General features: G+C 74.3%; 22 protein-coding genes. 16 read left to right on the top strand and 6 right to left on the bottom strand.

All coding sequences use genetic code 11. The features are described 5' to 3' along the window. Positions 1-14: 14 nt before the first annotated feature. Positions 15-566, bottom strand: coding sequence for a GNAT family N-acetyltransferase (locus tag ABTZ54_RS34410; protein ID WP_351671465.1), 552 nt, complete (start codon positions 564-566; stop codon positions 15-17). A 180-nt stretch (positions 567-746) separates the two neighbouring features. Between ABTZ54_RS34410 and ABTZ54_RS34405 the strand changes: the two genes are divergently transcribed. The 4 genes from ABTZ54_RS34405 to ABTZ54_RS34390 all read left to right on the top strand — a co-directional run bounded on the left by ABTZ54_RS34405 (position 747) and on the right by ABTZ54_RS34390 (position 3940). Next, positions 747-1337, top strand: a complete 591-nt coding sequence (locus ABTZ54_RS34405; RefSeq protein ID WP_351671462.1) for a DUF5134 domain-containing protein — start codon at positions 747-749, stop codon at positions 1335-1337. A 97-nt stretch (positions 1338-1434) separates the two neighbouring features. Then, positions 1435-2376 carry a M56 family metallopeptidase gene (locus ABTZ54_RS34400; protein ID WP_351671459.1) on the top strand — a complete coding sequence of 314 codons (942 nt, stop codon included), beginning with the start codon at positions 1435-1437 and terminating at the stop codon, positions 2374-2376. Between the two features lie 76 nt (positions 2377-2452). Continuing rightward, positions 2453-3127: a phosphatase PAP2 family protein gene (locus ABTZ54_RS34395; RefSeq protein WP_351671456.1), complete on the top strand. Its 675-nt coding sequence runs from the start codon at positions 2453-2455 to the stop codon at positions 3125-3127. Between the two features lie 129 nt (positions 3128-3256). Beyond that, positions 3257-3940, top strand: a complete 684-nt coding sequence (locus tag ABTZ54_RS34390) for a TetR/AcrR family transcriptional regulator (protein WP_351671453.1) — start codon at positions 3257-3259, stop codon at positions 3938-3940. Here ABTZ54_RS34390 and ABTZ54_RS34385 read toward each other — a convergent pair. Beyond that, positions 3916-5436: an LVIVD repeat-containing protein gene (locus ABTZ54_RS34385; RefSeq protein WP_351671450.1), complete on the bottom strand. Its 1521-nt coding sequence runs from the start codon at positions 5434-5436 to the stop codon at positions 3916-3918. The two genes, ABTZ54_RS34390 and ABTZ54_RS34385, sit on opposite strands and share 25 nt — an antisense overlap. Before the next feature lie 97 nt (positions 5437-5533). Between ABTZ54_RS34385 and ABTZ54_RS34380 the strand changes: the two genes are divergently transcribed. Then, positions 5534-6247 (top strand): DUF305 domain-containing protein, encoded by a 714-nt coding sequence (locus ABTZ54_RS34380; protein WP_351671447.1) that lies wholly within the window; start codon positions 5534-5536, stop codon positions 6245-6247. A gap of 63 nt (positions 6248-6310) precedes the next feature. Further along, positions 6311-7651 (top strand): FAD-dependent oxidoreductase, encoded by a 1341-nt coding sequence (locus tag ABTZ54_RS34375; protein WP_351671497.1) that lies wholly within the window; start codon positions 6311-6313, stop codon positions 7649-7651. Positions 7652-7692: 41 nt separating this feature from the next. Here ABTZ54_RS34375 and ABTZ54_RS34370 read toward each other — a convergent pair whose 3' ends face one another. After that, positions 7693-8067, bottom strand: coding sequence for an ArsR/SmtB family transcription factor (locus ABTZ54_RS34370; protein WP_351671444.1), 375 nt, complete (start codon positions 8065-8067; stop codon positions 7693-7695). Positions 8068-8236: 169 nt separating this feature from the next. On the opposite strand from ABTZ54_RS34370, the gene ABTZ54_RS34365 reads away from it, so the two are divergent. The 5 genes from ABTZ54_RS34365 to ABTZ54_RS34345 all read left to right on the top strand — a co-directional run bounded on the left by ABTZ54_RS34365 (position 8237) and on the right by ABTZ54_RS34345 (position 13270). Then, positions 8237-9322 carry an NADH:flavin oxidoreductase/NADH oxidase gene (locus tag ABTZ54_RS34365; RefSeq protein ID WP_351671441.1) on the top strand — a complete coding sequence of 362 codons (1086 nt, stop codon included), beginning with the start codon at positions 8237-8239 and terminating at the stop codon, positions 9320-9322. Positions 9323-9432: 110 nt separating this feature from the next. Beyond that, positions 9433-10518 carry a WD40/YVTN/BNR-like repeat-containing protein gene (locus ABTZ54_RS34360; RefSeq protein WP_351671438.1) on the top strand — a complete coding sequence of 362 codons (1086 nt, stop codon included), beginning with the start codon at positions 9433-9435 and terminating at the stop codon, positions 10516-10518. 73 nt (positions 10519-10591) lie between these two features. Next, the gene (locus tag ABTZ54_RS34355) at positions 10592-11269 is read left to right on the top strand and encodes a uracil-DNA glycosylase (RefSeq protein WP_351671435.1); all 678 of its coding nucleotides are present in this window, start codon (positions 10592-10594) and stop codon (positions 11267-11269) included. Beyond that, on the top strand, positions 11266-12252 hold the full coding sequence (locus ABTZ54_RS34350) for an N-acetylglucosamine kinase (protein ID WP_351671433.1): 987 nt from the start codon (positions 11266-11268) through the stop codon (positions 12250-12252). Before ABTZ54_RS34355 ends, ABTZ54_RS34350 begins: the two co-directional genes overlap by 4 nt. A 97-nt stretch (positions 12253-12349) precedes the next feature. Then, positions 12350-13270: a sirohydrochlorin chelatase gene (locus tag ABTZ54_RS34345; RefSeq protein ID WP_351671430.1), complete on the top strand. Its 921-nt coding sequence runs from the start codon at positions 12350-12352 to the stop codon at positions 13268-13270. Between the two features lie 89 nt (positions 13271-13359). Here the strand turns inward: ABTZ54_RS34345 and ABTZ54_RS34340 are convergent, their stop codons facing one another. Beyond that, a complete protein-coding gene (locus tag ABTZ54_RS34340) occupies positions 13360-14403 on the bottom strand; it encodes a lactonase family protein (protein WP_351671428.1) in 1044 nt (347 codons plus the stop codon). 133 nt (positions 14404-14536) lie between these two features. Further along, positions 14537-16048, bottom strand: coding sequence for an FUSC family protein (locus ABTZ54_RS34335; RefSeq protein WP_351671494.1), 1512 nt, complete (start codon positions 16046-16048; stop codon positions 14537-14539). 293 nt (positions 16049-16341) lie between these two features. On the opposite strand from ABTZ54_RS34335, the gene ABTZ54_RS34330 reads away from it, so the two are divergent. The 5 genes from ABTZ54_RS34330 to ABTZ54_RS34310 all read left to right on the top strand — a co-directional run bounded on the left by ABTZ54_RS34330 (position 16342) and on the right by ABTZ54_RS34310 (position 19231). After that, the gene (locus tag ABTZ54_RS34330; protein ID WP_351671425.1) at positions 16342-16815 is read left to right on the top strand and encodes an Lrp/AsnC family transcriptional regulator; all 474 of its coding nucleotides are present in this window, start codon (positions 16342-16344) and stop codon (positions 16813-16815) included. Between the two features lie 76 nt (positions 16816-16891). After that, positions 16892-17590: an HAD family hydrolase gene (locus ABTZ54_RS34325; RefSeq protein WP_351671422.1), complete on the top strand. Its 699-nt coding sequence runs from the start codon at positions 16892-16894 to the stop codon at positions 17588-17590. 10 nt (positions 17591-17600) lie between these two features. Next, positions 17601-17996, top strand: a complete 396-nt coding sequence (locus tag ABTZ54_RS34320; protein WP_351671419.1) for a TOBE domain-containing protein — start codon at positions 17601-17603, stop codon at positions 17994-17996. Positions 17997-18086: 90 nt separating this feature from the next. After that, positions 18087-18713: a DinB family protein gene (locus ABTZ54_RS34315; protein ID WP_351671416.1), complete on the top strand. Its 627-nt coding sequence runs from the start codon at positions 18087-18089 to the stop codon at positions 18711-18713. 68 nt (positions 18714-18781) lie between these two features. After that, on the top strand, positions 18782-19231 hold the full coding sequence (locus ABTZ54_RS34310) for an SRPBCC family protein (RefSeq protein ID WP_351671413.1): 450 nt from the start codon (positions 18782-18784) through the stop codon (positions 19229-19231). 83 nt (positions 19232-19314) lie between these two features. Here ABTZ54_RS34310 and ABTZ54_RS34305 read toward each other — a convergent pair whose 3' ends face one another. Then, complete coding sequence (locus ABTZ54_RS34305) at positions 19315-21372, bottom strand: SpoIIE family protein phosphatase (protein ID WP_351671410.1); 2058 nt, start codon at positions 21370-21372, stop codon at positions 19315-19317. Positions 21373-21748: the final 376 nt, after the last annotated feature.

Genomic DNA, 21748 nt, shown 5'->3' with positions numbered 1-21748 from the left:
CGGCGGTCTTCGGGTCAGACGAGTTCCTTGACCAGCAGCTCGAACTGCAGGTCGTCGCGCTGCGGCAGGCCGAAGCGGTCGTCGCCGTACGGGAAGGGGGTCATCCGGCCGGTCCTGCGGTAGCCGCGCCGCTCGTACCAGGCGATGAGCTCCTCGCGGACCGAGATGACGGTCATGTGCATCTCGCGCACGTCCCACAGCTCCCGCACCCGGCGCTCCGCCTCGGCGATGATCTGCCGGCCGAGGCCCGCGCCCTGGAGCTCCGGGCGGACCGCGAACATGCCGAAGTAGGCGGCCTCGCCGCGGTGTTCGAGCTGGCAGCAGGCGAGGAGCTCGCCGTCCCGCTCCACCACCATCAGCCGGCTGCCCGGGGTGGCGATGACCGCCTCGACGCCCTCGGCGTCGGTGCGCTGCCCCTGGAGGATGTCCGCCTCGGTGGTCCAGCCGGCCCGGCTGGAGTCGCCCCGGTAGGCCGACTCGACGAGCGGCACGAGCGCCGGGACGTCCTCCGTGACCGCGTCGCGGTAGGTGATGCGGCCGGTGTGCTGGGACTCGGCGGTGTCCATGGTGTGCGGGGCTCCCCTCGGGCGCTGACGATCGGCGGGCGCGATCGTCCCGAGCCTAGCGCGCGCCCCGCACTCCCCCTCGTACACCCGTGTGCTCCTGTGCGCCCGGGTAGGCGTGCCGGGGCCGGGCATGCACTCGGGGTCGGGAGGGAACGCGGTCGGCGAGGAGGGGGGTCCGCCGTGCATGGACCGGCTCTGTCCGGCTGGCTGCTCGTGGTGGTGTGCGCGGCCGGCGGCGCGTACTGCCTGCGCCGTATGCGGCGCGCCTCCGGGGAGGAGCGCCGGGCGGCGGGGGGCGAGGCCGTGATGGGCTTCGGGATGGCGGCGATGGCGCTGCCCGCGACGGTGGTGGCCCCGCCGGAGTGGATGCTCGTGCTGTACGTGGCGGTGTTCGGGCTCGCGGCCGCGGCCGGTCTGCTCGGGGCGGTGCGGGGTGGCGGACACCATCTGCACCATCTGGTGGGCTCGCTCGCGATGCTCTACATGGCGGTGGCGATGGTGGCGGCGCCCGGTGCGGCGGCCACGGGGGCGCACGCGGGGCACGGGGGCGCGGCCACCGGGGGCATACCCGTGCTGACCGGCGCGCTGCTCGCCTACTTCGGGGTGTACGTGCTGCGGTCGGGCACCCGGCTGGTGCCGGTGGCGGTGCCTGCGGGCGCCGCCGGTGAGGCACGGGCGGCGGTCGGGGGCCGCGCGCCCGGGTCCGAGCTGACGCTGGTGTGCCGGCTGTCGATGGCGCTCGCGATGCTGGCGATGCTGCTGACCCTCTGAGGCGGTTCGGGGCGCCCTGGACGGTGGCAAACGTGGCGTGCGTCACTTGATCGGCAAGGGCATACCCCGGCGTGGTACCGGCTCATAGGCTGACGCCATGTTGGTCTCCCTCGCGCTGCTCGCGCTCGGCGTCCTGACCGCCGTCGTGGCCCCGCGGCTCCTGTCGCGGGCCGACTGGGCGGAGCGGGAACCCGTGGTGGCGCTCTGGGTGTGGCAGTGCGTGGTGGCGGCGGTGCTGCTGAGTTTCGCGCTGTCGATGACGTTCAGCGCGGCGGCGGCCTGGCAGGCGGTACGCGGCCAGGTCTTCGCGCCCGCCCCGCACGCGGTGATCGAGGCGTACGAGCTCGGCGCCAGCCGGCCCTGGTCGGCGGTGCTCGCCGTGCTGCTCGCGGCCGGCGGCCTGTGGACGGGCGCGATGCTGGGCCGCGAGATCGGCCACGCGCGGGCCCGGCGCAGGCAGCGCCGCTGCGAACTGCTGGTGCGGTCGCCCCTGGTGCCAGGCGAGGAGCCCACGAGCGGCGAGCGGCTGGTGATCCTGGAGGGCGAGCGTGCCGACGCGTGGTGGCTGCCCGGCGGCAGGACGCCGCGTCTGGTCATCACCACGGGGGCGCTGCGCCGCCTCAAGGGGCGGCAGCTCGACGCGGTCCTCGCGCACGAGCGGGGACACGCCCGGGCGCGGCACGACTGGCTGCTGCACTGCTCGGCGGCGCTGGCCGACGGTTTCCCCGGGGTGCCGGTCTTCGCGGCCTTCCGGGGCGAGATGCACCGCCTGGTGGAGCTGGCGGCGGACGACGTGGCCTCGCGCCGCTTCGGGCGGCTGACGATCGCGCTCGCGCTGGTCGAACTGAACGAGGACCGTGGGGTGTTCGGCCCCGGCCCGGCCCCGGACGCCGGCCTTCCGCAGCGTGTCGACCGCCTTCTGTCGGCCACGCCCCGCCTCAACCCCGCCCGCCGGCTGCGCCTGACCGCCGCGGCGGCCCTGGTCCCGGTGCTCCCGGTCCTGGTGGCCTTCGTGCCGGCGCTGAGGGCGCTGGGGTAGGCGGCTCCCGGGAAGGTCGCGCCACCCCGGGGGTCGGGCGCACGGTGCCGGAGGGGCATCGGGCAGGATCGGGGCCATGCGCATCTCCGCCGCCGTCTCCGGCGCCCTGGCCGTGCTGCTGCTCGTCCTGGTGGCCGTCGGGTGGCCCCCCCTGCTCTCGCTCGACCGGGACATCGCGGAGGCCCTGCACCGCAGCGCCGTCGCCGAGCCCGGTCTCACGCATCTCAACCGGATCCTGACCGACTGGGTCTGGGACCCGTGGACGATGCGCGCGCTGGCCGCGGTCGCCGTGGGCTGGCTGTGGTGGCGGCGGGAGCGGCTGCTCGCGCTGTGGGTGGCGGGCACGAGCCTGCTCGCGGTGGGCCTCCAGCAGGGGGTGAAGGCGGCGGTGGACCGGCCGCGGCCCAGCTGGCCCGATCCGGTCGACTCCGCACACTACTCGGCGTTCCCGTCCGGCCACGTCATGACGGCGACGGTCACCTGCGGGCTGCTGCTGTGGGTGCTGGCCCTGCACTGGCACGAGGGCCGGCGGGGCTGGGGCACGCTCGCCGGGGCGGCCGTGGTGTCGGTCGTGGGGGTGGGCTGGACCCGGGTGTATCTGGGCGTGCACTGGCCGTCGGACGTGGTGGGCGGCTGGCTCCTGGGCTGGACCTGTGTGGCCGTGGCGATCGTCACGTACCGCGCGGCGGAGCGGAGGCGGCGTGCGGGCTCCGGGCCGGACGCCGGGCGCGGAACGGAGGAAGGGCGATGAGGCCGTCTGTCCTGGACGATCCCCCGCGTCGCCCAGAACAGACGGCATGTCCCGCTTCCGGCCACGAGGGCACGACGGCAGGACGCGCTGAGTATATTGGCTGCGAGCCAGTCAACGCAGGAGTCCAGCATGTCCCCGCGTAGCGCATCGGTCAATGAAGAGCTTCGGCGGCGCTCCCGGGAGCGGCTCCTGCAGGCGACCGTGGAGCTGGTCGACGAGCGGGGGTACGAGGCCACGACGCTCGCGGACATAGCCGCCAGGGCCGGCTCGGCACGCGGTCTGATCTCGTACTACTTCCCCGGCAAGCGGCAGCTCCTGCAGTCGGCGGTGCACCGGCTCATGCACCGGACGCTGGCGGAGGCGCTGGAGCGGGAGCCGCGCACGGAGGACGGCCGGGAGCGTCTGGCACGGGCGATCGACGCGATCCTGGGCCTGGCCGAGCGGCGCCCGGTGCTCATGCGGACGCACATGGCCGGCATCCTTCAGGCGGAGGGCTTCGTGCGGTGTCCCGAGCAGCAGCGGCTCGCGGAGCTGCTGCGGGACACCGTGACCCGGTACGGCTCCGACGACGTGGACACGGACTATCCGCTGCTGCGGGCGCTGCTGATGGGGGCGGTGGTGGCCGTGCTGCTGCCGGGGGCGCCGATGCCGATGGCCCGGCTGCGCTCCGAGCTGTTCCAGCGGTACGGGCTCGACTGGGAGCAGGGCACGCCGCCGGGCGGGGGTCCGCCCGACGGCGTGCCGGTGACGCGTACGGCGTTACCGGACCGGTCGGTCCGGGTGCCGCGTCAGTCCTCGAAATCCTCGAAATAGTCGGGCTGCGTCTGGACGTTCAGCTCGTCCATCCGCACCCGGGCCGCCTTGTCGGTGCGCTTGTCGCTGAGCTTGAGCACGTCGAAGCCCTTGGCGATGTCGTTCGAGTAGATGTGGCCGTTGTAGTAGTAGGCCGACCAGGAGCCGCCGGTGGCCAGGGTGGTCGCGGAGACCGGGCCGCGCTCGAAGTAGCCGATCTCCTTCGGGCGGCGGGAGTCGGTGAAGTCCCAGACGGAGACGCCGCCCTGGTACCAGGCCTGGACCATGATGTCCTTGCCCTTGACCGGGATCAGCGAGCCGTTGTGGGCGACGCAGTTCTCGGTGTCGGCCTGGTGGCGCGGGATCTTGAAGTAGCTGCGGAAGACCAGCTTTCGCTTGTCGCCCTTGCCGACGATGTCGTAGATGCCGTCGGCGCCGCGGTTCGGGCCGACGACCGCGTTGCAGGTGGCCGCGCCGCCGCCGCCGAGCTCGTCGGTGAAGACGACCTTGTTCGCCTTCTGGTTGAAGGTCGCGGAGTGCCAGAACGCGAAGTTGACGTTGTCCTGGACGCGGTCGATCACCCGGGGGTGCTCCGGGTCCTTGATGTCGAAGAGGATGCCGTCGCCCATGCAGGCGCCGGCGGCCAGGTCCTCGCTGGGCAGCACGGTCAGGTCGTGGCAGCCGGTGGTCTTGGAGACGCCCGGGTTGGTGGGCTCACCGGGGTTGCCGCCGCCGTCCGGGCCCTCGCCGGGGAAGAGGACCGGGAAGTTGACGACCTTGGCCTGCTCCGGCGCCTTGCGCGGCACCTTGATGACGGAGATGCCGTCGTGCGGGGGCTGGCAGTCGGGGAAGGCGGCGTTGGGCGAGTACGAGGAGACGTAGATGTACACGTCCTTGCGCTTCGGCACCAGCGTGTGGGTGTGGGAACCGCAGTTGGTCTCGACGGAGGCGACGTACTTCGGGTTGGCGATGTCGCTGATGTCGAAGATCTTCATGCCCTCCCAGGATTCCTTCACCGAGGCGGGCTGCGGAACGCTGGCACAGGAGTTGTCGCTGCGCGAGGAGTCGGTGGAGAGGAAGAGCAGGTTCCCGGAGACGGAGACGTCGTTCTGGGAGCCGGGGCACAGCACCTGGGCGACGGTCCTGGGCGACCGCGGGTTGCTGATGTCGAAGATCCGGAAGCCGTCGTAGTTGCCGGCGAACGCGTACTTGCCCTGGAAGGCGAGATCCGAGTTGATGCCCTTGAGGGCGTCCTTGGGGACGTTGACGAGATGTTCGATGTTGGGGCTGTGGACGACCTCGTCCACGCCGGGTATGTCCCCGGCGGCGATGGCGGCGCGGGCGTCGGACGCCTGCTCCGCCGAGACGGCCGTCTGCGCCGTGGCGTCGCCGGGGTCGGGGGTGGCGGCCGCGGGTCCGGCGGCGAGCAGGCTGATCAGCAGTCCGGCGGCGGCGGTCGCCACCCCGAGGCCTCTGATCCGTGCGCGCGGGGTACTCGTGGTACGCAACGAAGTCACTCCGTCCTCATCTGAATGTCGCACAGTTGAACGATGGTGGGACCCCGGCAGTATCTTCCTTGGTGTGCACATCTCAACAGATGGCAACACAGACGTAATGAAGAAACACCCGCTCCAGCCCCTCGAAGTCGTCGAAGTGCCCGTGGAGGTCGTGTTGTCGAAGCGCCGTGTCCGTGGAGCGGCCGCCGGTGTGCTGGCCGTCGTCGCCGTGTTCGCGCTCGCCGCGTGCGAGTCCGGCCCGAAGACCGGGGCGGCCGCGCCTCCGGCTGGGACGTCGAGCGGCCCCATGGTGGTGGCTCCGGGCAAGCCCGGTGAGCCGGCGAGGAAGGTCACCCCCGAGGAGGCGGCCCGGCTGATGCCCGACGAGCGCCCCAACGGCGCCGACTTCTCGTACGTCCAGATGATGATCGAGCATCACCGGCAGGCGATCACCATGACGGCGCTGGTCCCGCAGCGGGCCGGGTCGGCCAAGGTGAAGAAGGTCGCCGAACGCATCGCGGCGGCGCAGGCGCCGGAGATCGGCGCCATGGAGGGCTGGCTGAAGAACAACGGCGGCCCCCGCCCGCAGTCGGGCCACGACCACCACTCGATGCCGGGGATGGCGACCGAGGCGCAGCTCGCCCAACTGCGCGCCGCCAAGGGCGAGGCGTTCGACGCCCTCTTCATCAAGTTGATGATCACGCACCACGAGGGAGCCGTCACCATGGCCGCCGAGGTGCTCGGTCAGGGCAACAACGTGCTGGTGGAGGAGATGGCCAACGACGTCATCGCCCAGCAGTCGGCGGAGATCCACCGGATGCGCCCCCTGTAGACCGGCCCGGGAGGCCCCGGCGGTGCCATGCTGGAAGCCTCCCGGCAGGAAGGGGAACCCCTCGTGCTGCGCGTCGCCGTCGTCGGCTCGGGACCCAGCGGGGTCTACACCGCCCAGGAGCTGGTCCGGCAGACCGCCGTGCCCGGGATCCGTGTGCACGTCCTGGACCGGCTGCCCTGCCCGTACGGCCTGGTGCGGTACGGGGTCGCGCCCGACCACGAGAAGATCAAGTCGCTCCAGGGCAACCTGCGGACGGTCCTGGAGGACGAGCACGTCTCCTTCCTCGGCGACGTCGAGGTCGGGGCGCACGGGCTGACCCCGGCCGGGCTCCTGGAGCTCTACCACGCGGTGGTGTACTGCGTCGGCGCCTCCCGGGACCGCCGGCTCGGGGTGCCGGGCGAGGAGCTGCTGGGCAGCTTCTCCGCCACCGAGTTCGTCTCCTGGTACAGCGCGCACCCGGACGCCGCGCGGGACGGGTTCACCCTGGACGGTCCCCGCGCGGTGGTCGTCGGGGCGGGGAACGTGGCCGTGGACGTGGCCCGGCTCCTGGTGCGGCGGGCGGCGGAGCTGGCCCCCACCGACGTGCCGCAGGGCGCCCTGCGGGCGCTGGCGGCGAGCGGGGTGCGCGAGGTGCACATGGTGGCCCGGCGCGGGCCCGGGCAGGCGAAGTTCACCACCAAGGAGCTGCGCGAGCTCGGCGCGCTGCCCGACACCCGGGTCCTGGTCGACCCGGCGGAGCTGGCCCTCGACCCGGCGTACGCCGACCCGTCGGCGCTGCCCGCCGTCAACCGGCGCAATCTGGAGGTCGTACGGGGGTGGGCGGCGGACGGCGGCACCGCCCCGCGCGGGATCCGGCTGCGCTTCTTCCTGCGCCCCGTGGAGATCCTCGGCGCGGACGGCCGGGTCACGGGGGTCCGCTTCGAGCGGACCGAGCCGGACGGCGACGGCGGCGTCAGGGGCACCGGCCGGTACGAGGAGATCGAGGCGGGTCTGGTGCTGCGCGCGGTCGGCTACCGGGGCGCCCCGCTGCCCGGACTGCCCTTCGACGAGGCACGGGGCACGGTCCCGCACGCGGCGGGGCGGGTGCTGCGCGACGGGGCGGTCTCGCCCGGGGAGTACGTGGCGGGCTGGATCAAGCGCGGTCCGACGGGCGTGATCGGCACCAACCGCCCCTGCGCCAAGGAGACCGCCGCCTCGCTCCTGGCCGACGCCCCGGCCCTGGCCGGCCGCCGGGTCGCCGAGGACCCGGTGGCGGAGCTGCGGGCGAGGGGGCACGAGCCGGTGCCGTGGACGGGCTGGCTGGCCATCGAGCGGGCCGAGGCGGCCCTGGGCGGGGCGCTGGGCCGCGAGCGCGTGAAGATCCCCGACTGGGCGGGGCTGCGGGCGGCGTCCCGGGGGGCCTGAGGCGGCCTGGGGGCCGGGGACACCATCCGGCCGGTGTCCGCCTACCCGGCGTGCGGCCGCTCGGCGTCGCCGAGGCGGGCGGCCTGGGCGCCCGCGGCGGTCAGGACGCTGTCGAGGAGGCCGGGGAAGAGCGCCTCCAGGTCGTCGCGGCGGAGCATGTTGAGCTTGGCGGTGCCCCGGTAGATCTGCCGGACGACGCCGCTCTCGCGCAGCACCCGGAAGTGGTGCGTGCTGGTCGACTTGGTGACCGGCAGCTCGAAGTACGAGCAGCTGAGCTCGGCTCCCGCGTCCGCGAGGGCCATGCAGCGCACGATCCGCAGCCGGACGGCGTCCGACAGGGCGTGCAGCACGGCTTCGAGCCGGATGTCCTCGCGCGCGGGATGTTCCAGGGCCCTGGGGTTGGTCGCGGTCGTCACGGCTGCGGCTCCACTTCTGTCCGGGGGTGCGGGCTGCCGGGCGGCTCTCGGGAGTATGTGCGGTCATTGTACGAGCATCCTCGTAGTTTGACAGGCACCGTACTACGATGCCTATCGTAGTAAGCACCTTCTCCAGGCAGTACCGAGAGACGCCGAAACGGAGTCCGCCATGAGCACCGCCCTCTTCGAGCCCCTCACCCTCAGGTCCCTCACCATCCCGAACCGGGTGTGGATGGCCCCGATGTGCCAGTACTCGGCGGAGACCACGGGCCCCCTCGCGGGCGTCGCGGGCGACTGGCACTTCGCCCACTACGCGGCCCGCGCCACGGGGGGCACCGGCCTGATCCTGACCGAGGCGACCGCCGTCGCCCCGGAGGGCCGGATCAGCCCCGCCGACCTCGGGATCTGGGACGACACGCACATCGAGGGCCTGCGGCGGATCACCACCTTCCTGAAGGAGCACGGCACCGTTCCGGGCGTCCAAATTGCCCATGCCGGGCGCAAGGCATCGACGAACCGCCCCTGGGAGGGCCGGGGCCCCGTCGACCCCGCCACCGGACTCGGCTGGCAGCCCGTCGGGCCGAGCCCGGTCGCGTTCGCCGAGGACCACCCGGTGCCCACCGAGCTGACGCCCGAGCAGATCCACGAGGTCACCGCCCGGTTCGCCGACGCGGCCCGGCGCGCGCTCGCCGCCGGCTTCGAGGTCGTGGAGGTGCACGGCGCCCACGGGTACCTGATCGGCGAGTTCCTCTCCCCGCACAGCAACCGCCGCACCGACGCGTACGGCGGCTCCTTCGAGAACCGCGTCCGCTTCGCCCTGGAGGTCGTCGACGCCGTGCGGGCCGAGTGGCCCGAGGAACTGCCCGTCTTCTTCCGGATCTCCGCCACCGACTGGCTCGACGAGCAGGGCTGGACCGCGGACGACACCGTGCGCTTCGCCGCGCTGCTGCGCGAGCACGGCGTCGACCTGCTGGACGTGTCCACCGGCGGCAACGGCGGCGCGGCGCGGATCCCGGTCTCCCCCGGCTACCAGGTGCCGTTCGCCTCCCGGGTGAAGGCGGAGACGGGCCTTCCGGTCGCCGCCGTCGGCCTGATCACGGAGAGCGGCCAGGCCGAGAAGATCGTCGCGAACGGGGAGGCGGACGCCGTCCTGATCGGCCGCGAACTGCTCCGCGACGCCTCCTGGGCCCGGCGGGCCGCGCGCGAGCTGGGCGCCGAGACCCACGCCCCGACCCCGTACGCCTGGGCGATCTGACCGCGTCGACACGCCCCCCACCTGGGGCGCGGCCACCTCCGGGGGCCGTTGTCAGTGCACGGGTGCAGACTGGCCCGTATCCGCGACAACGGCGTCCTGGAGGTGTCGGCATGACCGACGTGCTACTGACCGTAGGCACCCGCAAGGGTCTTTTCATCGGCCGCTGCCGAGACGGCAGATGGGAGTTCGACGAGCCGCGGTTCAACGCGCAGGCGATCTACTCGATCGGGATCGACACCCGCCGCCCGGTCCCCAGGATCCTGGTGGGCGGGGACAGCGCGCACTGGGGCCCGTCCGTCTTCCACTCCGACGACCTGGGCGTGGAGTGGACCGAGCCGGCCCGGCCCGCGGTGACGTTCCCGAAGGACACCGGGGCCTCGCTGGAGCGGGTCTGGCAGCTGCATCCGGCGCCCGCGCACTCCCCCGGCGTCGTCTACGCGGGGACCGAGCCCGCCGCGCTCTTCCGGTCCGCCGACGGCGGCGAGTCCTTCGAGCTGGTCCGCCCGCTGTGGGAGCACCCGACCCGGGACCGCTGGGTGCCGGGCGGCGGCGGCGAGGCCGTGCACACCGTCGTCACCGACCCGCGCGACCCGGACGCCGTGACGGTCGCCGTGTCGACGGCGGGCGTCTTCCGCTCGCGCGACGGCGGGGAGAGCTGGGATCCGGCCAACGAGGGGGTGTCGGCGGTCTTCCTGCCCGATCCGCACCCGGAGTTCGGCCAGTGCGTGCACAAGATCGCGCAGGACGCCGGGGACGTCGACCGGCTCTACCTCCAGAACCACTGGGGTGTCTTCCGCAGCGACGACGCGGGCGGCCGGTGGACCGACATCGGCTCCGGTCTCCCCTCCGACTTCGGCTTCGCCGTGGCCGCCCATCCGCACCGGCCGGACACCGCCTACGTGTTCCCCATCAACGCCGATTCCGACCGCGTCCCCGCCGGGCGCCGCTGCCGCGTCTACCGCACGAGGGACGCCGGCGAGACCTGGGAGCCGCTCACCAAGGGCCTGCCGGACGGCGACCACTACGGCACGGTGCTGCGCGACGCCCTGTGCACGGACGACGGCGACCCGGCGGGCGTCTACTTCGGCAACCGCAACGGGGAGGTGTACGCGAGCGCGGACGACGGCGACAGCTGGCGGCTCCTCGCCGAGCACCTGCCGGACGTGCTGTGCGTGCGGGCGGCGGTGATCGGCTGAGCGGTGGGCGACCGAGCGGCGGGCGACCGAGCGGCGGGGCCGGCTGTCGGTGTGCGCCAGTAGAGTGACGGACGTGGCAGCACGACCGTTGAACGAAATCGTCGAGGCCGGGTGGGCGCAGGCGCTCGCACCGGTGGCCGAACGCATCGCCGCGATGGGCGACTTCCTCCGGCAGGAGGTGGCAGCGGGGCGCACCTACCTACCCTCGGGGGCGAACGTCCTCAGAGCGTTCCAACAGCCCTTCGACGAGGTGCGGGTCCTCATCGTCGGCCAGGACCCCTACCCGACGCCCGGGCACGCGGTGGGCCTCAGCTTCTCCGTGGCGCCGGACGTGCGTCCGGTGCCGCCGAGCCTGGACAACATCTTCCGCGAGATGCACGCGGACCTCGGGCACCCCCGCCCCTCGAACGGCGACCTGACCCCGTGGACCCGGCAGGGCGTCCTGCTGCTCAACAGGGCGCTCACCACGGCCCCGCGCAAGCCGGGCGCGCACCGCGACAAGGGGTGGGAGGCCGTCACCGAGCAGGCCATCCGGGCGCTCGCCGCGCGCGGCAAGCCGCTGGTGTCGGTGCTGTGGGGCCGGGACGCCCGCAATCTGCGCCCGCTCCTCGGCGACCTGCCCGCGATCGAGTCCTCGCACCCGTCGCCGATGTCGGCGGACCGCGGCTTCTTCGGCTCGCGCCCCTTCAGCCGCACCAACGAGCTGCTGCTCCGTCAGGGCGCCCAGCCGGTGGACTGGCAGCTGCCGTGACGGACGGGCCGGAGCGCGAGCTCGTCGTCGGTGTCGACTCGGGCGGGTCGGGGCTGCGGATCGCGCTCGCCCGGGCCGTGGACGGCCGGGTCCTCGATACCTTCGCGTCCAAGGAGCCGGTGCGCACCGGGGCGGGCGGGATCGACGCCGGTCATCTGCTGGCCCAGCTGCTGCCCGCCGTCGGGGCGATGGCGGCACGGGCGGCCGGGGCCGGGGACCGGATCGTGGCGGTCGCGGTCGGGGCGGCCGGCATGGCGACCCTCGGCGACGGCCTGCGGGCCGAGCTTCCGGAAGCGTTCGCGCGCGCCTGGGGCGTGCGGCGGCTCGCGCTGGCGGCCGACGCCGTCACCGCGTACGCGGGGGCGCTCGGCCAGCGCCCTGGCGCCGTCGTCGCGGGCGGCACCGGCCTGATCACGATGGGCACGGATCTGTCGGGCTGGCGCCGGGCCGACGGCTGGGGACATCTGCTCGGCGACTGCGGAAGCGGGGCGTGGATCGGTCGCGCCGGGCTCGAAGCGGCGATGCGGGCGCACGACGGGCGGCGCGGGGGTTCGGCCGCGCTCCTGGCGTGTGCCGAGGAACGCTTCGGTCCGGTGGCCGGGTTGCCGGGCGCGCTCTACCCCCGGAGCGACCGGCCCGCCGTCCTCGCCTCGTTCGCGCCCCGCGTGGCCGACTGCGCGACCGCCGGGGACCCGGTGGCGGTGGGGATCCTGGAGCGGGCCGCCACGCACATCGCGGAGGCCGCGGCGGCCGTGTGCCCCGTCGACGCCGAGGTCGAAGTGGCCCTCACCGGCGGCCTGTTCAAGATGGGCGAGCCGCTGCTCGGTCCGCTGCGGGCGGAGCTGGGCGCCCTGCTCCCCCGGGCCCGCGAGGTGGCGGCGGCGGGCGATCCGCTCGCCGGCGCGGTGACGATCGGGGCCGCGCTCGCGACCGGGACGCTGCGGCTGCCCGGGGATCCACGCCTCCTTGAACTCACCAGGTAAACGGCGGTTCCTGACGACTCGGACATACAGGGGCAGAAGTCGCCCAGCCGCACCTCACCGAACTGCGCGACGGGCAAAACCAGTAGCATGCGGCGCCATGAGCTCCCCCACTGGGCCCACTCCCGGCCTGCCTGTACGAATGCCGCGCCCCCGCCAGCCCGGGCGGCACCGGCGCCCTGAACCCGTGGTGGCGCCCGAGGGCGCGCCCGCGCTCGTTCTCGCCCTCCCTGGTGTGCCGTCGGCCGCCATACGCTCACTGGCCGAGGAGGTCGTGAGCATCGCCCGCTCGGAGCTGCCCGGCCTCGACGCCGTGATCGGCTACCTGGACGGCGACGACTCCACCGAGTACCCGACCCTCGGCTCGGTCCTCGCGCGCGCCTCGGCGCTGCGCACCGAGCGCTACGAGCTGGCCGTGGCCGCGGGCCGTGAGCCGGCCGCGCCCGAGGGCCCGGCGGCCGTCGTGGTCCCGCTGCTCGCGGGCCCGGACAGCGCCGTGCTCCGGCGGATCCGGCAGGCCGTGATGGACAGCGGCAACACGGCGGAGCTGACCGATGTGCTCGGCCCGCACCCGCTGCTCGCCGAGGCGCTGCACGTGCGCCTCTCGGAGGCCGGTCTGGCGCGCGCCGACCGGGCCAGGCTGTTCACGGTCGCCACGGCGGCCGACGGCATCATCCTGGCGACGGTCGGCGGCGAGGAGGCGGTCCAGGCCGCCGGGATCACCGGCATGCTGCTCGCGGCGCGCCTCGCCGTGCCCGTGATGGCGGCGGCGCTCGACCAGGAGGGTTCGATCGCGGCCATCGCCGAGCAGCTGCGCGGCTCCGGCTCGGAGCAGCTGGCGCTCGCCCCGTACCTGATCGGCCCGGAGCTGGCCGAGGGTCTGCTCGACGCGGCCGCCAAGGAGGCGGGCTGCGCGACGGCCGAGGCGCTGGGCGCGTACCCGGCGATCGGCAAGCTGGTGCTGTCGCAGTACGCGTCGGCGCTGGGGATCTCCCCGCAGCAGGGCTCGCCCGTCCACTGAGGGACCGGGCGCGCGCAGGACCGTGACGGGAAGGGCCCGCACCGGACGCATCCGGTGCGGGCCCTTCCCGTACGCGCGGGGGCGGCGGCTCAGCCGAGGACGACGCAGGAGGCCGCGGGAGCCGGGACCGAGCCGGCGCGGGCCGGCAGGCCGGTCTCCGGGGCGACCGTGAACCAGGTGACGTCGCCGGAGCGCTCGTTCGCCGCGTAGAGGTGGCGCCCGGAGGGGTCGAGGGTCAGGTCGCGCGGCCAGTGGCCGCCGCAGGGCACGGAGGCGACCAGACGGGCCTCCTCGCCGCTCGCGTCGAGGGCGAGGACCGCGAGGGTGTCGTGGCCGCGCACGGCGGCCCACAGGAAGCGCCCGTCGGGGGCGACGACGACCTCGGAGGGGTAACGGTCCCCGGTGGCGTCCGCGGGGACGACGGGGCTCTCGCCGAGCGGTTCCAGGACGCCGGCTCCGGCGTCCCAGCGGCACACGGTGACGGTGGGCTCCAGCTCGTTGAGCACGTAGGCGTGGGCCCCGTCCGGGTGGAAGGCGAGGTGGCGGGGGCCGGTGCCGGGGCGCAGCGCGGTCGTGCCGTGCGGGCGCAGGACGCCCGTACCGGCGTCGAGGGCGCCGATCACGACGGAGTCGGTGCCGAGGTCCACGGCGAGCACCCAGCGGCCGCTGGGGTCCGGCAGCACCTGGTGGGCGTGCGGCCCCTTCTGCCGCCCCTCGACGGGTCCCGAGCCCTCGTGGCGTACGACGCCGGTGACGGGCTTCGGGCTCCCGTCGGCGGCCAGGGGCAGGACGCTGACGCTGCCGGAGGTGTAGTTGGCTGTGAGGACGTGCCCGGCGGCCACGGCGAGGTGGGTGGGCCCGGAGCCGTCGACGGACACGGGGGCGCCGAGGAGGCGCGGCTCCGGGGCGGTGACGTCGAAGGCGGCCGCGGCGCCCTCGGCGGTCTCGGAGACCGCGTACAGCACCTCGCCGCCGGGCCCGAGGGCCAGGAAGGACGGGTCGGCGACGGCGTCGCTCGCGCCGACGAGGCGCAGCGCTCCGCTCTCCGGCTCCACCTCCGCGACGAGCACGCCCCGGCCGCCGGCCGAGGTGAACGATCCGATGTATGCCCGCGTACGGCGTGTGTCGCCCACGGCGCCTCCCCATGTCCGCTGTCCCCGGGCCGGTCACGACCGACCGGCCGTCGTCGGGGCCGACGTTAGCAGGCGGTCTAGACCAGGTGGGATCAGTGGCCGGGGCGGGCGCGCCGGGCTCCGGGGGCGGGCGTCAGGCCGCCGGGACCAGGGGGGCGCGCGGCGAGGTGCGCAGCGGGGCCGCGAGGTCGACCAGGGCGCGCTCCAGGCCGTGGAGGTGGCCGAGGGCCGCCTCGGCGCCCGGGTGGTGGGGCGGGAGGGCGGGCGGCGCGGCGGCGGTGGCCGTGCCGGGGCGGGCGGCGTCGAGGGGCGGTACGAGGGCGTGGACGGCGGCTTCGACGCGCCAGGCGGCCGCGACGAGCCGGGCGTCGTGCGAGGCGTCCGGGTCGGCGGCGACCGCGGCGAGCCCCCGGGTCTCCCGGGCGCAGTCGTCGAGCAGCGCGAGCACCCGGCGGGCCCGGGCCTTGCGGGCGCGCAGCGGGCTCAGCGGGTGGACGAGCGGGGCCAGCGAGAGCCGGGCGCGGCCGAGCAGCAGGTCGAGCTCGGCGGCGTGCGGCGCCGGGTCGGCGGCCGGGTCGCCGGCGAGCCGCCGGGCGGCGGCCGTGGTGCACGCGTGCACGGAGCCCACGGCCCGCTGGATCCAGGCGTTGGTCGCCGCGTGCGTGGTGACGGGCAGCAGGGCGACGCCGACGGCCGCGCCGAGCGCGCCGACCGCGGTCTCCTGGAAGCGGAGCAGCAGCAGCCCGGGGTGCAGGACGCCCAGCAGCCCGTAGAGCAGCCCGGCCATGACGGTGACGAAGAACATCATCCAGCTGTACGAGAGCGGCGCCGTGTAGAAGATGCCGAAGACGCACACGGCGACCAGCAGGGCCGTCGGCGCGGCGGCCCCGCCCAGCGGCAGGGCGATCAGCAGGCCGGCCGCGATGCCGGTGACGGTGCCGACGACCCGGCGGAAGCCGCGGACGAGGGTCTCGCCGCGCGAGGCGGTGTTCACGAAGATCCACCAGGCGGTGCCGACGGCCCAGTACCAGCGGTCCGGGGAGATGAGCTGTCCGGCCGCGAGGGCGACGGCGCAGGCGACGGTGGCCTGGAAGGCCTGCCGGGTGGTGGGCCGGGCGAGCCCGGTGCCGGGCAGCGGGGCGGGCGCGGCGGGCGGCGGGACGCGCCGCTCGACGCACCAGAGCACGAAGCGGACCGCGCCCGCCGCGCCGAGCGCGAGGAGCACGGCGGCGTACAGCTCGGGGAGCTGCTGGGGCACGGCGTGCAGGAACTGCGTCACGAAGAACTGCATGAACGCGAAGATGCCCAGCGCGTGCCCGCGCGGCCCCCAGCGGCGCGCGTACACACCGGCGAAGACGACGAGGAGCCAGGCGGTGTCGCGCAGCAGGGGCAGGCCGTGCAGGGCGGTCGCCAGCGCGAGGACCGGGAATCCGGCCAGCGGCAGCAGGGCCGTGGTGACGGCCTGGCGGCGCACGGTGGGGTCGCCCACCGTGAAGAGCGCCAGGAGCGCGGCGAGGCCCGCGGTGATCGAGGCGGTCAGGGAGAGCCCCGCCAGCTCGGCCGCGGCGACGGCGAGGCCGACGCCGAGCACGGCCCGCGAGGCCACCCGCAGCCGCACCTTGCCCGGATCGGGCGCCACACACACCTGCCGGAACAGCCGGCCACCGGCCGCCAGGCCCTTCTTCACGACGGTCGTCCCGCCCCCGTTGCCGTACACACACCCTCTTCGTCGTCGCCGTGATGGATTCCGGACATGGCGATGGCGCCGCGGGTCCGGGGCCGGCGACCTCGCCGGTCCGGCGCGTGCGCGGCGCCATCTGTCCAACTCTCCCCAGAGGAAAACACCCTTCCGCCCAGTGGCTCAACCGGCGGGCCGAAGACTGAGCCATTGGTACAGTCGAAGGGGCGGACGATCAGCCAGAGGGAGGCCAACGGACCATGGCGGTGGACGAGCTCGACACCCGCGTCCTGCGGCTGCTCATCGAGCAGCCGCGCACCAGCGTGCGCGAGTACGCCCGGATCCTGGGGGTGGCGCGGGGCACGGTCCAGGCCCGGATCGACCGGCTCGAACGGGACGGGGTGATCACCGCCACGGGCCCGGTGCTCTCCCCCGCGGCGCTCGGGCACCCGGTGCTCGCGTTCGTGCACATCGAGGTCACGCAGGGGCATCTCGACGAGGTGGGGGACGCGCTCGCGACGGTCCCGGAGATCGTGGAGGCCTTCTCCATCACGGGCGGCGGCGACCTCCTGACCCGGGTGGTCGCCCGGGACGCGGGCCACCTGGAGGACGTGATCCAGCACCTCATCCAGCTGCCGGGAGTGGTCCGCACCAGGACCGAGATCGCCCTGCGCGAGCGCGTGTCGCACCGGCTGCTTCCGCTGGTCGAGTCGGTGGGGCGACGGGCCACGTGAGCGGGGGCGCGCCGGGGCCGGAGGGCCGGGACCAAGGGCCCTGCGATTCCGGCGGCCCCCCTGAGAGGCTGGGATCATGAGCACCCCGCGCGTTTCGGTCGTCTTCGACCTCGACGGCACGCTGGTGGACAGCGAGCCCAACTACTTCGAGGCCACCCGCCGCACCCTCGCCGTCCACGGCGTGACCGCCTTCGACTGGGCGCGCCACACCGAGTTCATCGGGATCGGCACCCTGGAGTCGCTGTGCGTGCTCGCCGCCGAGTACGGCGTCAGCGCCCCGGCGGACGTCCTCCTCGACACGACCAACCGGCACTACCTGGAGCTCGCGCGGGCCGCGACGCCCGTCTTCCCCGAGATGCGCGCGTTCGTGGAGCGGCTGTACGCGGAGGGGGTGCCCATGGCGGTGGCCTCGGGTTCCTCGCGCGCGGCGATCGAGGCGGTCCTCGCGGGGACCGGACTCGACGCGTATCTGACGACCCTGGTCTCCGCCGAGGAGGTCGAGCGCGGCAAGCCCGCGCCGGACGTCTTCCTGGAGGCGGCCCGCCGGCTCGGCACCCCGCCCGAGCGGTGCGTGGTGCTTGAGGACGCCCCGCCGGGCGCCGCCGCCGCGCACGCGGCCGGAATGCGCTGCCTCGCCCTCCCCTACGTACCGGGGACTGCGGACGATCCCGCCTTCGCCACGGTCGACCTGCTCTTCCCGGACGGCCAGCGGGAGTTCACTGCGCGGGCCGCGCTGGCCTGGCTGGCCGAGTGGACGAGTCGATCAGCGCCGTAGGCTGATGTCCATGCAGACCTACACCATCGGCCAGGCGGCGCGCCTCCTCGGCGTCAGCCCGGACACCGCGCGGCGCTGGGCCGACGCCGGCCGGGTCGCCACCCATCGTGACGAGGGCGGCCGGCGGCTCATCGAGGGCCCCGATCTCGCCGCGTTCTCCATCGAGATCGGCCAGAGCGGTCAGGGCGACGAGGAGGAGAGCCACACCTCGGTGCGCAACGCGTTCCCCGGGATCGTCACCGCGGTGAAGCTGGGCGACGTCGCCGCCCAGGTCGAGATCCAGGCGGGCCCGCACCGGCTGGTCTCGCTCCTCACCCGGGAAGCGGTCGAGGAGCTCGGCCTGGAGGTCGGCATGCGGGCCACGGCCCGGGTGAAGTCGACCAGCGTGCACATCGACCGCGCCTGAAATCTCGTGGTCGGGCGCGGGACGCGTGTGGCAGGGTTCGGCACGCCCCCCCGCCGGCGGTCCGGCGGCCCGAGAGATCCTGGAGCGTCCATGGCGATCCCGCCCCGTCTCACCCCTCTGCTCGACCAGTTCGAGTTCGCCCGCGAGCGGCTCGTGAACCGGCTGAAGGGGCCGCTGCTGGACAGCGGCAACGGGACGGACGTGCCGGTCGGCCCGATCACCGACGCCGAGTTCCGGTGGGAGCCGGTGGCGGGCTGCTGGTCGGTCCGCCGCCACGAGGAGGGGCCGGGGCACCGGGCCACGCTGCTGACCGGGGCCGGCGACTGGGGCCGTGACGCGGCCCCGTACCCGCACCCCGAACCGGCGCCGTTCACCACGATCGCCTGGCGGCTGAGCCATCTCTCCGAGATGTTCACCCTGCGCACCGACCACACCGCCGGCAGCCACCGGCTGACCCGCGACGACTTCCGCAGCCACGGGGACGCCGCCGCTGCGGTCGCGGACTTCGAGGCGGCCTCGGCGGCCTGGCACACGATGCTGCTCTCGCTGGACGACGGCGCCCTTGACACGATCGGCTACAGCTCGTACCCGCACGGCAGCGACCCGGAGAACCCGCTCCTGGACGTCATCTGGTGGATGAACCAGGAGCTCCTCCACCACGGCGCGGAGATCGCCCTGCTCAGGGACCTGTACCCGGCCCGGGGCGCGAGCGCCTGACCCTTCGGGGCGGGGGGCTCGCGTGGCACGATGGGAGAGGTCCCCTCTCTCGCGAGCAAGGAGGCGACATGTCCAGGATCAACGCCTCCGTCGACATCTCCCGTCGCCCCGAAGACGTCTTCGCCTACGTGACCGACCCGACGCACCTGCCGGAATGGCAGGAGAGCGCGGTCGCCGTACGGCGCACCGGAGGTCCCCCCGGCGCGGTCGGGCAGCAGGTCGCGGTCACCCGGCGGATGGGACGCCGTGACTTCGACATGACCATGGAGCTCACCCAGCTCGACCCGCCGCGCAGCTGGCACGTCCACGGCGTGGACGGTCCCGTGCGCGGGGACGTCCAGGGCACCGTCGAGCCGCTCGACGACGGCCAGCGCTCGCGGCTGACGCTCTCCCTCGACTTCGAGGGGCACGGCATGGGCAAGGCGCTCGTCCCCCTCGTCGTCAGGCCGCGCGCCCGCAGGGAGATGGCGCGGGACGAGCGGAAGCTGAAGGCGATCCTGGAGGGCGCCGGCGGCTGACGGCCGGGCGCTGCGGGAGGCCGCCGCCCCGCGCGTACGCCGGTCAGCCTCGCGCGTACGCCGGTCAGCTCGTCGTACGCCGGTCAGCTCGTCGTGCGGGCGAGGAGCACCGCCACGTCGTCCTGGGCGCGGCCGTCGAGGAGTCCGGCCAGGACGTCGTCGCACAGTTCGTCCAACGGGCGGTCCGTGTCCCGCAGGGCGCCCGCGAGTTGGGCCATGCCCTCGTCGAGGTCGCGGTCGCGGGCCTCGATCAGGCCGTCGGTGTAGAGGACGAGCAGGCCGCCCGCGGGCAGCGCGACCTCCTCGGTGCCGAACTCGTGGGCGCCGGTGCCCAGGGGCGTGCCGGGCGGGCCGTCGAGGAAGGTGATGGTCCCGTCCGGGGTGACCACGGCGGGCGGCGGATGGCCCGCGCGGGCGATGGTCCAGATCCGGGTGAGCGGGTCGTGGACGGCGAAGACACAGGTGGCCATCTCGTCCTCGCCCAGGTCGGCGACGACGGCGTCCAGGGAGCTGAGCATCCGCGCGGGCGGGATGTCGTGGCGGGCCAGGGTGCGTACGGCGGTGCGGAGTTGTCCCATGACGGCGGCCGCGTGGATGCCGTGGCCCATGACGTCGCCGATGACCAGGCCGGTGCGTCCGCCGGGGAGCGCGACCACGTCGTACCAGTCGCCGCCGACGTCGTGGTCGCTCGCGGGGAGGTAGCGGCCGGTGAGCTCCAGGCCCTTGACGTCCGGCAGCGTGTTGTTGGTGAGGCTGCGCTGGAGGGTGAGGGCGGCCTGTCGCTGGGTGGTGTAGAGGCGCGCGTTGTCGATGTTGAGCGCGGCGCGCGCGGCGACCTCGTCGATCAGGACGCGGTCCTCGTCGTCGAAGGGTTCGCGGGTGCGCAGCCGGGTCACCGAGACGGTGCCGAGCACGGTGCCGCGGGCGACCAGGGGGATCAGCCGGGCGGAGCCGATGCGGGTGGCGAGGTAGCTGCGCAGCGCCTCCATCCGGGGGTCCCTGATGAGGGCCGGGATGTCGGCGGTGTACAGGTCCAGGGCGCGGGCGTCGGTGATGACCTCCTCGTACACGGAGTCCGGCGGTATCTGGAAGGTGCGGCCGACGGCGAGGAGCGCGGTGGGGGCGGTCGGGTCGGGGAAGGCGGCGGCGAGGCGGCGCAGCACGCCCCGGGTGGCGGCGGTGGACTCGTCGGGATCCAGGACGGATTCGAGGAGCTGGACGTCGGCGGAGTCGGCCAGTTGCGGGACGAGGAAGGAGACGACCTCCTCCGCGGTCTGCCGCAGGTCGAGGGTGGTGCCGATCCTGGCTCCCGCCTCGGCGAGCAGGGTGAAGCGGCGCCGGGCGCGTTCGACCTCGATGTGGGCCTGCTGGCTGTCGGTGACGTCGATGAGGGAGGCGATGACGCCGAGGGGGCGGCCGCCGTGGTCGAGGAGCGGCGCGTAGGAGCAGGACCAGATGTGGTCGTGGTCGGGGTCGGCGGGCGTACGGCCGACCCGGCGGGCGTCGACGACGGCGGTGCCGCTGTCGAGCACCTGGCTCATCAGGGCCTCCAGCGCACCGGCGTTCACCCCGGGGACGACCTCGGTGAGCCGGCGGCCCAGGTGGTCGGCGGGCGGCACGCCGTTCATCCGCGCGAGGGCGTCGTTGACGCGCAGGAAGCGCAGGTCGGGGCCGAGGGTGGCGAGGCCGATGGGCGACTGGGTGAAGAGGGACTCCAGGGCCGCGAGGGAGTCCCGCATGCGCAGGACCTCGGAGGTCTCGACGGCGATCAGCATGGCCCCGGGGAGGCCCTGCGGGTCGGCGGCGGGCACGATCCACATCTCCATGACGACCTGGTGGCCGTCGCGGTGCCGTACCGGCAGGGTGCCGACGACGGTCTCGCCGGCCTGTACCTGGCGGGTCAGCCGGTCGGCGAGCTCGCGGTTGGTGTCGGGGACGAGGAGTGGGGTGGCCAGGCGCCCGAGCACGTCCTCGGGGCGGTGTCCGAGCAGGTCCTGGGCGGCGAGGGACCATTCCACGATCCGGCCCCGGGAGTCCTCGCGCCAGAGGGCGATGGGCAGCAGATCGTTGAGCACGCCCGCGTACCCCACGGCCGCCCGGGGCGGCTGCGGAACCCTGCTCGGCGACTGGTGAGTGTGCAACGCATCGACCTACGCATCAGCCTGGCCCCGAGGGGCGCAATACCTACCGATTCACCCTATCCGAGACATTCCGCAGAGGCGCTGCCCAGTTCCGCCGTGCGACGACGGAGCGGCGTGACCGTATACCCCCCGGGGGGTTTCGATTCCGTAGTTCTACGGATGTACGAACCCGTGTCGTTCTGAAAGAGTCTGCGCAAACGCCCACGATGTATGCGCATCCATGGACCGTATGCGCATCCATGGACCCCGAGGAACCCGAGATCGCCCCCCACTCGTCCCCCACGTTCCAGGTCGATCTGCGTGGCCTGGTGGATCTGCTCTCCCACCACCTCTACTCCAGCCCCCGGGTCTATCTCCGCGAGCTGCTTCAGAACGC

This window comes from Streptomyces sp. NPDC094032, assembly GCF_040303965.1.
Classification (GTDB): domain Bacteria; phylum Actinomycetota; class Actinomycetes; order Streptomycetales; family Streptomycetaceae; genus Streptomyces.
The sequence above is the reverse complement of the archived record's forward strand: the minus strand, read 5'-3'. Positions and strand labels throughout refer to the sequence as shown.

Coding starts and splice junctions, on each gene's coding strand:
- ABTZ54_RS34410 (WP_351671465.1), bottom strand. CDS start 566: ATGGACACCGCCGAGTCCCAGCACACCGGCCGCATCACCTACCGCGAC.
- ABTZ54_RS34400 (WP_351671459.1), top strand. CDS start 1,435: ATGTTGGTCTCCCTCGCGCTGCTCGCGCTCGGCGTCCTGACCGCCGTC.
- ABTZ54_RS34395 (WP_351671456.1), top strand. CDS start 2,453: ATGCGCATCTCCGCCGCCGTCTCCGGCGCCCTGGCCGTGCTGCTGCTC.
- ABTZ54_RS34390 (WP_351671453.1), top strand. CDS start 3,257: ATGTCCCCGCGTAGCGCATCGGTCAATGAAGAGCTTCGGCGGCGCTCC.
- ABTZ54_RS34380 (WP_351671447.1), top strand. CDS start 5,534: ATGAAGAAACACCCGCTCCAGCCCCTCGAAGTCGTCGAAGTGCCCGTG.
- ABTZ54_RS34365 (WP_351671441.1), top strand. CDS start 8,237: ATGAGCACCGCCCTCTTCGAGCCCCTCACCCTCAGGTCCCTCACCATC.
- ABTZ54_RS34360 (WP_351671438.1), top strand. CDS start 9,433: ATGACCGACGTGCTACTGACCGTAGGCACCCGCAAGGGTCTTTTCATC.
- ABTZ54_RS34345 (WP_351671430.1), top strand. CDS start 12,350: ATGAGCTCCCCCACTGGGCCCACTCCCGGCCTGCCTGTACGAATGCCG.
- ABTZ54_RS34330 (WP_351671425.1), top strand. CDS start 16,342: ATGGCGGTGGACGAGCTCGACACCCGCGTCCTGCGGCTGCTCATCGAG.
- ABTZ54_RS34325 (WP_351671422.1), top strand. CDS start 16,892: ATGAGCACCCCGCGCGTTTCGGTCGTCTTCGACCTCGACGGCACGCTG.
- ABTZ54_RS34320 (WP_351671419.1), top strand. CDS start 17,601: ATGCAGACCTACACCATCGGCCAGGCGGCGCGCCTCCTCGGCGTCAGC.
- ABTZ54_RS34315 (WP_351671416.1), top strand. CDS start 18,087: ATGGCGATCCCGCCCCGTCTCACCCCTCTGCTCGACCAGTTCGAGTTC.
- ABTZ54_RS34310 (WP_351671413.1), top strand. CDS start 18,782: ATGTCCAGGATCAACGCCTCCGTCGACATCTCCCGTCGCCCCGAAGAC.